This is a genomic window from Cryobacterium frigoriphilum (genome assembly GCF_004403305.1).
Lineage (GTDB): Bacteria > Actinomycetota > Actinomycetes > Actinomycetales > Microbacteriaceae > Cryobacterium > Cryobacterium frigoriphilum.
This window is the reverse complement of sequence record NZ_SOHE01000073.1, coordinates 1-11904: the sequence shown is the minus strand read 5'-3', so window position 1 is coordinate 11904 and position 11904 is coordinate 1. Positions and strand designations below refer to the sequence as shown.

The window sequence follows — 11904 nt, the reverse complement described above, 5'->3', positions numbered from 1 at the left end:
TGGTGGTGCCCGTGGTTCCGGTGGTGCCGGTGGTGGGGGCCGTGCTGGTACCGGTGGAGGTGCTGTCGCCGAGGATGCTGATGGCGTTGCCCTGAACGGCGACCGGGGTGGTCACGTCGGGGGTGACCTGGGTTCCGCCGAGGGTGCTGTCTTCACCGTTGGTGGTGGCGGCGGTTCCCGTTCCGGTGGTTCCGGTTGTGGGGGCCGTGGTGGTTCCGGTGGAGGTGCTGTCGCCGAGGACGCTGATGGCGTTGCCCTGAACGGCGACCGGGGCGGTCACGTCGGGGGTGACCTGGGTTCCGCCGGCGATGCTGTCGTCACCGTTGGTGGTGGCAGCAGGTGCGGGCGCAGCAGCAGGTGCGGGCGCAGCGGGTGCAGCAGCAGGAGCGCTCTGAGAGTCGCCGACGACCGAGATGGCGTTGCCGGTGGCGGTGACCGGGGCATCCGCTGCCACGACGGCCTGGGTGCCGGACGCAACGGCGTCAGCTCCCGATGTCGTCGGCGCGGCGACCGGCTGGGGCGCCGGTGCAGCCGCAGCGGGTGCGGTGGAGGTGCTGGATGAATCACCGAGCACGCTGACCGCGTTGCCGGAGAGGTCGATCGGGGCGACAACGTCGCCGACGATCTGGGTGCCCGAGACGACTCCGTCTGAGCCCGAGGTCACGGGTGCGTCGGCCGCGTTGGCCGCGCCCATCCCCAGCAGGGACAGGCCCCCGACGAGTAGGGCACAGTAGATGCCCTTGGATACGAATGAATTCATGATGGTTCTGCTCCTATAACGAATGATGGTGTGCTCCCCGAGAAGGGAGACTGTGGTCTGCGTTGCCGAAAAGCGGCAGGGCAGACCCATCAGTCGGGAGTAGAGCCGAGGTCGAAAGTGGGCGCGGACGGCAGCGCCGCCGCGCCGAAGGTCGAGAGAATTGTGGAGGCCAGAACGGCCGCGCGCGGCCCGGTGGGGGCATCACTGACGGCGACGGGGGCGCCCGGTGCTGAATGCGCGGCGGCACCGCTCGGCGCCGTGGGCAGCACGACGGGGTCGATCGGGCCGGGAACTGCGAGGCCGGTGGGCGGGCCTACGGGCGCGCTCGCGGCGGCGCTGACGACGGATGCCGCGGCCGGTTCGGTCGCGGCCGTGCGGTTGGTCGGTTCCACGGTCGGTTCGACGAAGCTCAGCGGCGCGATCGCCGAACTCGTCGAATCGCCGGTGGTGAGCCCGGCAACCGGGCTCGTGGCGGCCGGGATGTCGATGGCGGAAACGAGCGGCGCGGCTTCGATCAGAAGGGGGGCAAACGCGGCGGCGACCGGCACCAGGACCGGCTCGAGTACGGGCGTGGTGAGTGGCTCGACCGCAGCAGCCACCGGTGCGATGACCGGTGCGACGACCGCGGCCAGAGGCTGCACGGCCGGCGCGGTCGCGGCCGCTACGGGCGCGATGACCGGCGAAACGACGTCTGCCACGGGGGCTGCGACGGTCGCCAGGATCGGTGCAACCGGTGCGGAGACCGGCGCCACGACAGCGGCAGCCGGGGCGGTCGCCGGCTGCACAATGTCGGCCACGGTCGACGTAAGCGGAACGGCGCTCAGCCCGAGCGGGTCGGAATCGGCCGTTGACGGCGACACAGCACCCACGATGAGGCACACGGCGGACCATGCCACGGCGACGGATGCCCCGATGAGGGCCAGTCGCAGGGCAGCGGGTGTCGTGCGAACAGCGGCGTGATCCATGCGACACCCCCCTTTGGTGGGTCAGTTGGTGTCATCAGGTAAACACGCGATGGACGCGCTGTCTACCCCCATCGGCTGATTGACAGGAATGCTCAGGCGGGGCTCGCGGAGGCCGCCGTGCGTGCAGTGGACATTGGGTGCCTCATTTACCTGCTAGAGTTTACAAGTTGTCACGGACGAAATATCCACCGATAACTGCGCGCTCGTAGCTCAACGGATAGAGCATCTGACTACGGATCAGAAGGTTGGGGGTTCGAATCCCTTCGGGCGCACAACAGAAACCCCGTTCAACAGGCCGAAAGCCTGCTGAACGGGGTTTTTTCGTAGCTCATCGAAATTCGCTTCGTCCCACCGCAACGTGATTGCTGTTTCAGGGCGTGACTCAGTGCGCAATCGCGGTGGGCCCAGACTCAGAAGCCGAGGCTGGCCGACAATCGGTAGCCGATGCCGCGCACGGTTTCGATCCCGTGAAACTCCTCGGCAGAGTGCCTGCCGGTTGGGCTGCCCGGGCGATGCAGCATCTTGCGTCGCAGGTTCGCGATGTGCGCCTCCATGGCTCGTTTGTCGGAGTCCAGCACTATGTCGGACGTCATCGTATTGTCGGTGCGCAGCACCAGCACCAGGTCTCGTTTGGAGCAGACCCGGCCGCGGGCGTTAAAGAGTGCGGCGAGAAGCTCGAATTCACTGCGCGTGAGTGCGATGTCGATGCCGTCGATCTGGGCGAGACGATCGTGGGTATTTAGGCGCAGAAGGCCACATTCGACCCACTGCTCGGGTGGCGCGGTGTTGCGCGCAGCGAGTGTCGCACCGGTGTCCTCGCTCGTCGCGGCTCGAGGTTGCTGCGCGTTCGGAATCGTGTTCATCAGTTTCCCCGCCGTGCGGTACCCTCCCGCAATCACAGTCTAGTTTGCGCGGAACGGAGCTCGGCAGGGGCGCCCCCGAACGGGTGACGACACAAAAAAATGCGTAAACCTTGCGCCAAAGGGAGCCATTTTGCATACACCGACGACTCGGCCAGTGCCAGTCTGGGAGTACCCCAGCGTTGGGGTGACCGGGCCAACCCCGAATCAGAACTCTTTCCGATAGAAGGACTCGAATCATGAACCACACGATCATGGGGACCCACCGCCGTGTCCCCACCGTGCCCGCTGGCGCCGTCGCCTACGACACAGCCCCGGCACGCACCGTCAGCGGCTGGAACAGCCCCGGTATTCGCCAGCCCCAGGGCACGGCGGTTGACTCGGCGAAAAACTTCTACGTGCTCATGGAGAGCAAGATCACGGTCTATTCACCGGCCAGCCCCGACCCCATCCGCACCATCGAGGGTGACCTGACCGGCATCGACAATCCGTTCGGCTTCGCGCTCGATGCCGATGACTACCTGTACGTGCCCAACAGCACGCGGAATTCCGTGCTCGTCTTCGCCCCCGAAGCGGATGGCAACGTGTCGCCCCAGCGCGTGCTGGCCGGTGCGCGCACGGGGCTCAACGGCCCGGAGGCCGTCGCGGTGAGCCCGGAGGGGGTGCTCTATGTGGCCAACTATGAGTCGAAGTCGATCACCGTCTACGCACCGGATGCCGGTGGTGACACGGCACCGATTCGCACCATTACGGGTTCCGAAACGGGTATCTACTACATTCGGGGGATGGCGGTCGGTGCCGACGGCAGCCTCTACGCCATCAACAATCGCTCCTCCGAGATCCTGGTCTTCGGCCCGGACGCGACCCTGAACATCGCCCCGACGATCACCGATGGCAAAGCCCAGGGACTGACGAATCTCTCCGGCATCGCCGTCGACGCCAACGGCTACATTCTGGTGACCGACTGTGCCAGCTTTTCGGTGCTCATTTTTGCGTCGCTCGCCGACGAACCCGTAACGACAATCAGCGGGTCGGCCAGCCACCTGGACTATCCCACGGGGGTCGCCGTTGACGGCGAGCACAACGTCTACGTTGCCAACTGGGGAAACTGGTCGATCACGGTCTATACCGCGCACGCACCGGTGGAACAGCTGGTTTCACCCGCGTTCCCTCCGACCGGGGCGCTGGCTGCCCCGCGGCATCGGCCGCGTCACCGGCCCCTCTGACGGCTCAGGCGGGCTCGGCGTTGGGCCTCGCGGGCGCCTCGGCAGCGCCGTTAGAATCGGCAGATGCCACCGCGCTTCTTGTTCGCAGACCAACTGGGCCCACACTATGACGATGGCGGGCCGATCGTGCTGGTCGAGGCAACGGCTGTGCTCGGGCGGCGTACCTACCACCGTGCCAAAGCGCACCTGATCCTGAGCGCCCTGCGGCATCGCGCCCGCGAACTCGGCGCCCGCGTCGAGTATTTGCGGGCCGAGCACTACCGGGATGTGCTCGCCGGTCGTGACCTCGAGGTGATCAACCCCACGTCGTGGGGATCGCGTGCCCTGGTCGCCGAGTTGGGGGCATCCGTCTTGCCCAGCCGGGGCTTCGTCACGAGCGAGCAGGACTTCGCGACCTGGGCCGACGGGCGACCGGCCTCCCGGCTCGTGATGGAACAGTTCTACCGCAGCGTGCGCACATCGACCGGGGTGCTGATGCGCGGTACCGAGCCGGAGGGTGGGCGTTTCAACTTCGATCACGACAACCGTCAGCCGCCGCCGAAGGGGGCCGTGAGCCTCGGTCTGCCTGAACCCTGGGCTCCCGTCGAGGATGACATCGACGCCGAGGTGCGCCGCGACCTCGATCGGCTCGTGGCTGAGGGGCGCGTGCACCTGATTGGGAGTGACGGCCCGCGTCGTTTCGCGGCGACCCGGGCGGAAGCCCTCGCCGCCCTCGACGACTTCATCGAAACCCGGTTGTCGGACTTCGGGCCCTTCGAGGACGCGTCGCTGACGGGAGACAGCGACATGGCCCACTCCCGGCTGAGCGTGCCGCTCAACCTCGGGCTGTTGCATCCCCAGGAGGTTATCGACGCCGTCGTTGCTGCCTACTACGGTGGCGGGGAGCATGGCGGCGGGGCACCGCTGTCGAGCGTCGAGGCGGTCGTGCGGCAGATCATGGGGTGGCGGGACTGGGTCTGGCACCTGTACTGGCATCTCGGCGAGAACTACGTGGCCGAGAGCAACTTTCTTGCCGCCACCGAGCCGCTCCCCGCGGCGTTTCTCGAGCTGGACGGATCGGCCGTCGAGGCTCGGTGCCTCAGCCATGTACTCGACGAGGTGTCTCGCACCGGGTGGGCCCACCACATTCAGCGGCTGATGATTCTCGGAAACTGGTCTCTTCAGCGCGGTTATCAGCCCGCCGCGCTCTCGGACTGGTTCATCAACGCCTTTGTCGACGGCACACCCTGGGTCATGCCGGCCAATGTCGTCGGCATGTCCCAGCACGCAGACGGTGGCATCGTCGCCACCAAGCCCTACGCCTCCGGCGGTGCGTACATTGCCAAAATGACGGACTTCTGCGGCAGCTGCCGCTTCAATCCCAAGGTGCGCCTCGGACCCGATGCGTGCCCATTCACTGCCGGGTACTGGGCATTTCTCGACCGGGTGGAGCCGCGCATTCGAGGCAATCATCGAATGAGCCAGCCGCTCGCGGGACTGCGCCGCCTGGCCGACCGCGACGCGGTCGTGGCGCAGGAGCGTGAACGCACCAGCTGGTAGCGCCCGAGCCGTTGGCGGCGAACGGCGAGGCGGCGAACGGCTGGCGGCGAACGGCTAGTCGACGACCGGCTCGGCGAAGGCGGCGCTCGGCAGGTCACGCTCGCCGTTGACAATGGCGGCAACGATACGTCGGGCGACCAGGGCTGGGTCGAGCCCCTGGGCAAGTTTCGGTGCGCTGCCCTCGAGAGCGCGCGAAACGAGTCCGGTTTCGGTGTGCCCCGGGCGCGCGTCGAACACGCGAATGCCGGCCCGACGCAGTTCCCGGCCGGTTGCCTTGCCCCAGGCGGCGAGGGCTGCCTTTGAGGCGGAGTAGGCGGCCATGTGTGCCGTGGGTACCTCGCTCACGACCCCGCTGAGAGTGAGCACGAACGGCTCGCGGCCGGCCGCCGCGGAGGCGGTGAGTGCAACGCTTCCGGCGCGCAGGAGCCGCATCGGAGCAAGGGTGTTCACGGCAAAGAGGGTCTCGAGGGTGTCGTCACCAATTGCGCTGGCCGGCCCAAAAGCCACCACGCCCGAGGCATTGACGATGCCGTCAAGGGTGCCGTTGGCGTCGAGGGCGTGCTCGACGAGTGCGTCGGCCGCCGCGGGATCGCGCAGATCGGCAACGATCAGCGAGCCGGGCAGTCCGAGTGCCTCGAGCCGCGTTCGGTCACGCCCGGTCAACACCAATCGTGCACCCTTGGCGGCGAGAAGTCGGGCGATTTCACCGCCCAGAACTCCGGAGGCGCCCGTGACGAGGATCGATGAACCCGTCAGGATCGATGAACCAGTCAGGATCGATGAACCAGCCAGGATCGATGAACCAGTCGGTAGCGCTGAATCAGTCAGTGAGGTCATGCTTCACGCTACCCCGGAGCACCCTTAGTCCGTGACGGACCCGGCGGTTCCGAGCCGCAGGCGGTCGCAGAGCGCGGTGAGCTGGGCGAGTTCCTCGGTGCTCAGTGCGTCACCGACCCGGTCGGTGATCGTGCCCATGTGGCCGACTGCGACCCGGCGGAACAGGGCATAGCCGGCATCCGTCAGCTCGACGATGGCGCCGCGACCGTCGAGCGGGTCGGTCACCTTGTCGACGTAGCCGCGCGACACCAGGCGGTCGACGAGACGACTGACGCTCGGCTGCGTCAGCAGCACGTGCTGGTTGAGCTCGCGCAAGCGGATACGCCGATCGGGCTGCCGAGACAGGTTGAACATCACGTCGTACTCGTTGAACGAGATCTCGCGGGAGGGAAAATCCGCGACGAGGCTGCGCATGATCGCGACCTGGGCGCGAAAGAGCGATTCCCAGGCGGCCACAGCGGCGGCTCTATCGGTCATCAGACTCCTCACGTCGCTCTCAAGAATAGAGCGCTCCGGGTTGGAGTCGTGGGGTCACGAGGCCGCGGCGGCGCCGCTCGGCAATGAAAATCGCAGTTCACGGCCAACTCGCAGGTGAAAATCGTGCCGAAAAGTGGCATCCGTTATGCGTTCGTTATATGTTTTAGGTGCGTCAACCGTTTGCTGTGGCGGAAGACGTGAAATGTGATTGCAGGACACTCTTGGTGCAAGGGAAGAGGGTCGGTCGTAGCCCCCTACGACCGGCCCTCGAGTGCGTTAAGCCCCCAGCGTGCCAGCCTGAGCGTGCCAGCCTGAGTGTGCCCGCCTGAGTGTGCGCGCGAAAGCGGGTCAATCGTCGGTCGGGCGAGGCCATGGCGACGACTCAACCGCTCTCGCGGGGCGGATTAGAAGCGGTCTGAGCTCGGGGTCTGCGCCTGCTGGATCGACACGTCGGCGTGACGGTCGAAGCGGTAGCCCGCGCCGCGAACCGTGCGCACGATGTCTTCGTAGCGGCCGAGCTTGGCGCGCAGTCGGCGAACGTGCACGTCAATCGTGCGCTCGTTCGGGGCCTCATCTTCGTCGGCCGCGTTCCAGAGTGCCGAGATGATCTCGGCCCGCTCGATGGTGCGGCCCTCGCGCAGTACGAGGTACTGCAGCAGTTCGAACTCCTTGTAGGTGAGCGCGGCCGTCTCGTTGTCGAGCACGACCCGCTTGCGGGAGAGGTCGACGACGACGCCGCTGCGCTCGCTCACCGGCTCGTCGGCCTCGGTGCGGTGCGCGGCCAGGGCGGCCGGGTCCTGCAGGGCGAGGCGTACGACGTCGACGTCGCGTCCACCGGCTCCCTGCGGGGCCAGCGCTACGGCGGCGTAGGTTTCGGCGGTCGGGGCCAGCTCGGCGGCGAGGGCCTTGAGCGCCTCGACGATGCGGTTGAGGTTGGTGCCGGCGGCCGCGGCCTTCGCCTCGTCGATGCCGACGTAGAGCACGAAGCCGCGGGCCTCGGTGCCGCTCGGCACGGCGCGGATGCGGGGCGCAGGGGCGACCGGCGGCTCGGCGAGGGCGAGGGGGGTGAAGTTCGGGCGGCTGGAGTGGATGTGGGCGAGAGACATGGAGGAATCCTTCGATCTGATGCAGCACGAAACGGATGCTGCGCGGAACCCGTCCGCGGCGCGGGCCCGGGTTCGAAACTGTGACCCCTCAGCCGCAGTGCGACGAGCGAGGAAGGCCGGAATGCGAATGCTTCAGCGAGAAGCCTTCGGTGAACTCAACCGCGCTGGTGAGCGGCGGGAGTTCGGCGAGGTGCGGGCGTTAGCGGCACATTCGGCAACAGACAGCGCTGAGGATGCCGGGCATCATCATGCCGGCAGTCCCAGAAGCCTCGAGGGAGGTCAGGGGGTGTGCTCGCGTTGTCATAAATGTGAGTAAACCGGAGTGTGACGGCATGTGTCAATTTGGTGACGCCGAATGGCGGAATGAGTCACGCAACACGTTCGGGAGGTGCCTGCTGATTGGGCGGATCCGCCCTGAATCAGTGATTCATCACAGATGATTTTCCAGAAATGCGATCTGTCAAAGATTATTGAAGTTGAGGCCTGCGGGCGTGTCATCGCCCGCAGGACCTGCATGTGGCGCTGTGGTGCTGGGCTCGTGGTCAGACCAGACCGTAGAGGCGGTCGCCGGCATCGCCGAGGCCGGGCACGATGTAGCCGAGTTCATTGAGGCGCTCGTCAACCGCGCCGAGCACGATCGTGACCTCACGGCCTTCCAGGGCCTTCTCCACGGCGGCAAGCCCCTCGGGGGCGGCCAGAATGCAGATCGCGGTCACGTCGACGGCGCCCCGAGCGAACAGAAAGTTGATCGCGGCGATCAGCGAACCGCCCGTGGCGAGCATCGGGTCGAGCACGAAGCACTGGCGGTCGGACAGGTCGTCTGGCAGGCGCTCCGCATAGGTGGTCGGCTCGAGGGTCTCCTCATTGCGCTGCATGCCGAGAAAACCGACCTCGGCCGTCGGCAGCATCTTGACCATGCCCTCAAGCATGCCGAGGCCCGCGCGCAGAATCGGCACGACGAGCGGCTTGGGGTCGCTGATGCGCACCCCCTGGGCCGGCGAGACGGGGGTCTGCACCGTGACGGGCTCGACGCGCACCCCGCGGGTACCCTCGTAGGCGAGCAGCGTCATGAGCTCTTCGACGAGCGAGCGGAACAGCGGCGATGGCGTGTTCTGGTCGCGCAGCACGGTGAGCTTGTGCGTGATGAGCGGATGGTCGGCAACATGAACTCGCATAGGCTCAATTCTATCAGCGGGCATCCGGCGCGCAGCGAGGCAGGGCATGACTGACAGACGGGCGCAGCACGCGCAGTGGATGCTGCTGGCCCTGGCCGAAGCCCGGGCCGCCCTCGCGACCGATGATGTGCCCGTTGGCGCGGTTGTTCTCGACGCGACCGGACAGGTCATCGGCCGCGGGCGCAATGAGCGCGAGCTGCACCAGGACCCCACCCTGCACGCCGAGGTCGTGGCCATTCGGGCCGCCGCGGCGGCCACGGGGGACTGGCACCTCACGGGCTGCACCCTCGTGGTGACCCTCGAACCCTGTGTGATGTGCGCAGGGGCGATTCTGGCGGCCCGGGTGCCGGTCGTGGTCTTCGGCGCCTGGGACGAGAAGGCCGGCGCGGTCGGTTCCGTCTATGACGTGCTGCGCGACCGCCGCCTGAACCATCGGGTCGAGGTGATCGCTGGCCTGAGCGCCGACGAGTGTACCCGCCTGTTGCTGGACTTCTTCGACGACCCCGCCCGCCGCGGCCGGCCGGGACTGCCCTGAGCAGAAAATCCAGGAAAAACTAGACTGGTCGGATGACTTCTTCTACAACCGTGACTCTGCCCACCATTGCGTTCCTCGGAGCCGGCTCCATGGCACGGGCCGTTCTGGCCGGATTGCTGAAGCCCGGGGTCGAGGTGACGGGCGGCATCCGCACCACCAACCGCAGCAGTGAGCGCGCCGCCGAACTCGCCGGCACCGAGGGCGTGACCGCCTTCGCGACCGACACGGATGCTGACGCCAACCTGCAGGCCATCGCGGGCGCCCAGATCGTGGTTGTCGCCGTCAAGCCGTACATGGTGCCCGACCTGCTCGCCGAGATCGCCGACCACCTCGAGCCCGGAGCACTCGTCATCAGCGTCTGCGCCGGCGTGACGGTGGCGACGTTCGAGTCGCTGCTGCCGGCATCCGTTCATGTGATTCGCTCGATGCCCAACACTCCCGCCGTCGTCGGCATGGCCGTGACCGGCCTGAGCGCGGGCTCGCGTTCGACCGCCGAAGACCTCGCCCTCGCTCAGGCCCTGTTCGGAACCGTCGGCGATGTGCTCGTCGTGCCTGAAGAGAAGCTCGACGCACTCAGCACCATTTCGGGTTCCGGCCCGGCCTACGTGTTCTTTCTGATCGAGCAATTCACCGCGACCGCGATCGACAAGGGCTTCACTCCCGCAGAGGCCGCCGTGATGGTCAACGGCACCTTCCTCGGTGCGAGCGCGCTGCTCGCCGTCTCCGACAAGACTCCGACCGAGTTGCGCCGCCAGGTCACGAGCCCCGGCGGCACCACCGAGCAGGCCGTCAGCGAGCTGCAGAAGGTCGATTTCAAGGCCATCTTCGACGCGGCGACGGATGCCGCACTCGCCCGAGCCCGCGAGCTCGCCAAGTCCTGACCCGCTCGCAAGGCCGCAATCATCACCCGCTGAGTCGCGGACTTCGCACCGTCGTTTCGAGGACGAAGGTGCGAAGTCCGCGACTCAGCCCGGGCGGCAGCGCTGCGCCTGCTTGGCGCGCTACAGGCCGTCGGCAATCGCCGCGGTGGCGAGCAGCCACGCGGCACGGGTGCGCGGAGCGAGCGCATCGACGTTGAGCGGCCCTCCGCTGACGAGGGACGCGTCGAACGGCACGTCGAGCACGGTGCGGGTCAGCTGGGCGAAGTGCTCGTGCAGTCGACGGGACAGCTGCGGGTCGGCGGTTTTCGACGGGGACGCCAGAATCGTCACGGCCTGCGCCACCTTGTCGGCATGGCCCTTGGCGCGCAACCCGTCGATGAGCGCCGCGGCGCCGAAGCCGGTGTCTTCACGAATCGTCGAGACGATCACGAGCTGGTCGGCGGTGTCGACGGCGGCCTCCCAATTTGAGGCGCGCATGTTGTTGCCGGTGTCGATCACGAGCACCCGGTAGAACCGGCTGAGCGTGGAGTGCAGTCGGCCGAAGGCCGCCGCGTCGATGCTCGCCGCTCCGGCCGGGTCGAGGTCGGAGGCGAGCGCGTCGAACTGGGCGTCACCCTGGGCGCGCACGTAGCCGTCGAGGTCGCCAACCCGGGCCTCGCCATCGCCGAACCGTTCGAGGTCGCGCAGCAGATCGACCGCGGTGTTGGTGTGCGCGGCGGCCTGGGCGCGTACACCGAGGGTGCCCATGGTCTCGTTGTTGTCCCAGGCCAGGGTGAAGCCGCCGCGGTAGGTGCCGAAGGTCGCCGCGATCAGCAGCGTCGCCGTGGTCTTATGGGCGCCGCCCTTGGGGTTCAGCACCACGATCGTGCGCGGGCCGTTGAGCGTTCGCTGCACCGACGAAATCGCGTCGCGCTGGGCGAGCTCGGCGCCGCCGGGCGCGAAGGTGATCAGGCCGCCCGTCAGACGGCCCACGGCGCCCTGCCAGCCCTGCTGCGCCGGCCCGGTCGGCGCCGCCGGACGCGAGCCGAGAAAATCGGCCAGGTTCGGCGCGATACCGGCGTCACGGGCACTGTCGGGGTCATCGATCACGGCAAGCGGAGCCGGGATTGCCGGTGCAATCGCTCGTGCAGCGGATGCCGCTGCCGGCGGTGCCGTGCTGGCCGTCGGCGGTGCCGTGATCACGGCCGTGAAGGAGCTGATCGGGCTCGCCGGCGTCGTGGTCGCAGAAATGGCCGGCGGGGTGTCTGGCGGAGTGTCTGCCGGCGTGGCCGTGGAGGCGGCCGGGAACGACAGGAACGGGGGAGCCGAGACCCGTCCGCTCGACGCTGTCGGTGGCGCGGGTGGCGGTGTCGGTGCCGTCAGCGGGGCAGCCGGCTCGGCATCTTTGGCCGGGGAGGCGACAGCTTCGGGTTCAGGACTGAGGCTCGGGGCGAAGGCTGCCGAGGGTTCGGGCGGTGCGGCAACTGCGGCCGCTGACGCCGCGGCGGCGGCCTCACGCGCGGCGCGGCGGCTCAGCGGGGGAGCCGGAGTGTGCGCGGCGGCG

The 11904-nt window shown here is 67.8% G+C and carries 11 protein-coding genes, 1 tRNA gene and 1 pseudogene; 5 read left to right on the top strand and 8 right to left on the bottom strand.

Features of this window, described 5'->3' with window-relative positions; all coding sequences use genetic code 11:
- Nucleotides 1-760: pseudogene (locus E3T55_RS17100) on the bottom strand (hypothetical protein); the annotation flags it as partial.
- An 89-nt stretch (nt 761-849) separates the two neighbouring features.
- Nucleotides 850-1725 (bottom strand): hypothetical protein, encoded by an 876-nt coding sequence (locus E3T55_RS17095; protein ID WP_134520759.1) that lies wholly within the window; start codon nt 1723-1725, stop codon nt 850-852.
- A 199-nt stretch (nt 1726-1924) separates the two neighbouring features.
- Here E3T55_RS17095 and E3T55_RS17090 point away from each other — a divergent pair.
- A tRNA-Arg gene (locus E3T55_RS17090) sits at nt 1925-1997 on the top strand.
- A gap of 138 nt (nt 1998-2135) precedes the next feature.
- Here E3T55_RS17090 and E3T55_RS17085 read toward each other — a convergent pair.
- Nucleotides 2136-2588 (bottom strand): winged helix-turn-helix domain-containing protein, encoded by a 453-nt coding sequence (locus tag E3T55_RS17085; RefSeq protein ID WP_134520758.1) that lies wholly within the window; start codon nt 2586-2588, stop codon nt 2136-2138.
- A 236-nt stretch (nt 2589-2824) separates the two neighbouring features.
- Here E3T55_RS17085 and E3T55_RS17080 point away from each other — a divergent pair, with 236 nt between their 5' ends.
- Together E3T55_RS17080 and E3T55_RS17075 are read left to right on the top strand one after the other, a co-directional pair.
- Nucleotides 2825-3811: an NHL repeat-containing protein gene (locus tag E3T55_RS17080; RefSeq protein ID WP_134520757.1), complete on the top strand. Its 987-nt coding sequence runs from the start codon at nt 2825-2827 to the stop codon at nt 3809-3811.
- Nucleotides 3812-3874: 63 nt separating this feature from the next.
- Nucleotides 3875-5350, top strand: coding sequence for a cryptochrome/photolyase family protein (locus tag E3T55_RS17075; RefSeq protein WP_134520756.1), 1476 nt, complete (start codon nt 3875-3877; stop codon nt 5348-5350).
- A gap of 54 nt (nt 5351-5404) precedes the next feature.
- Here the strand turns inward: E3T55_RS17075 and E3T55_RS17070 are convergent, their stop codons facing one another.
- From E3T55_RS17070 to upp, 4 genes are all read right to left on the bottom strand, one after another.
- On the bottom strand, nt 5405-6187 hold the full coding sequence (locus tag E3T55_RS17070; protein WP_134520755.1) for an SDR family NAD(P)-dependent oxidoreductase: 783 nt from the start codon (nt 6185-6187) through the stop codon (nt 5405-5407).
- Between the two features lie 24 nt (nt 6188-6211).
- The gene (locus tag E3T55_RS17065; RefSeq protein WP_134520754.1) at nt 6212-6664 is read right to left on the bottom strand and encodes a MarR family winged helix-turn-helix transcriptional regulator; all 453 of its coding nucleotides are present in this window, start codon (nt 6662-6664) and stop codon (nt 6212-6214) included.
- A gap of 404 nt (nt 6665-7068) precedes the next feature.
- The gene (locus E3T55_RS17060; RefSeq protein ID WP_134520753.1) at nt 7069-7770 is read right to left on the bottom strand and encodes a winged helix-turn-helix domain-containing protein; all 702 of its coding nucleotides are present in this window, start codon (nt 7768-7770) and stop codon (nt 7069-7071) included.
- A 542-nt stretch (nt 7771-8312) separates the two neighbouring features.
- Complete coding sequence (upp, locus tag E3T55_RS17055) at nt 8313-8945, bottom strand: uracil phosphoribosyltransferase (protein WP_119972398.1); 633 nt, start codon at nt 8943-8945, stop codon at nt 8313-8315.
- Between the two features lie 46 nt (nt 8946-8991).
- Here upp and tadA point away from each other — a divergent pair, with 46 nt between their 5' ends.
- The gene (gene tadA, locus E3T55_RS17050) at nt 8992-9480 is read left to right on the top strand and encodes a tRNA adenosine(34) deaminase TadA (protein ID WP_206751387.1); all 489 of its coding nucleotides are present in this window, start codon (nt 8992-8994) and stop codon (nt 9478-9480) included.
- Between the two features lie 32 nt (nt 9481-9512).
- Entirely contained in the window at nt 9513-10361 is an 849-nt protein-coding gene (gene proC, locus E3T55_RS17045) for a pyrroline-5-carboxylate reductase (RefSeq protein ID WP_134520752.1), read from the top strand.
- A gap of 120 nt (nt 10362-10481) precedes the next feature.
- Here proC and E3T55_RS20350 read toward each other — a convergent pair.
- On the bottom strand, nt 10482-11904 hold a 1423-nt coding region (locus E3T55_RS20350), incomplete at its 5' end, for a chromosome partitioning protein (RefSeq protein ID WP_166791822.1).

What these genes read in the sequence shown, in the direction of transcription:
- E3T55_RS17080 (WP_134520757.1), top strand. Translation starts at nt 2,825, where the DNA reads ATGAACCACACGATCATGGGGACCCACCGCCGTGTCCCCACCGTGCCC.
- E3T55_RS17065 (WP_134520754.1), bottom strand. Translation starts at nt 6,664, where the DNA reads ATGACCGATAGAGCCGCCGCTGTGGCCGCCTGGGAATCGCTCTTTCGC.
- upp (WP_119972398.1), bottom strand. Translation starts at nt 8,945, where the DNA reads ATGCGAGTTCATGTTGCCGACCATCCGCTCATCACGCACAAGCTCACC.
- E3T55_RS17095 (WP_134520759.1), bottom strand. Translation starts at nt 1,725, where the DNA reads ATGGATCACGCCGCTGTTCGCACGACACCCGCTGCCCTGCGACTGGCC.
- E3T55_RS17060 (WP_134520753.1), bottom strand. Translation starts at nt 7,770, where the DNA reads ATGTCTCTCGCCCACATCCACTCCAGCCGCCCGAACTTCACCCCCCTC.
- E3T55_RS17070 (WP_134520755.1), bottom strand. Translation starts at nt 6,187, where the DNA reads ATGACCTCACTGACTGATTCAGCGCTACCGACTGGTTCATCGATCCTG.
- E3T55_RS17075 (WP_134520756.1), top strand. Translation starts at nt 3,875, where the DNA reads ATGCCACCGCGCTTCTTGTTCGCAGACCAACTGGGCCCACACTATGAC.
- proC (WP_134520752.1), top strand. Translation starts at nt 9,513, where the DNA reads ATGACTTCTTCTACAACCGTGACTCTGCCCACCATTGCGTTCCTCGGA.
- tadA (WP_206751387.1), top strand. Translation starts at nt 8,992, where the DNA reads ATGACTGACAGACGGGCGCAGCACGCGCAGTGGATGCTGCTGGCCCTG.
- E3T55_RS17085 (WP_134520758.1), bottom strand. Translation starts at nt 2,588, where the DNA reads ATGAACACGATTCCGAACGCGCAGCAACCTCGAGCCGCGACGAGCGAG.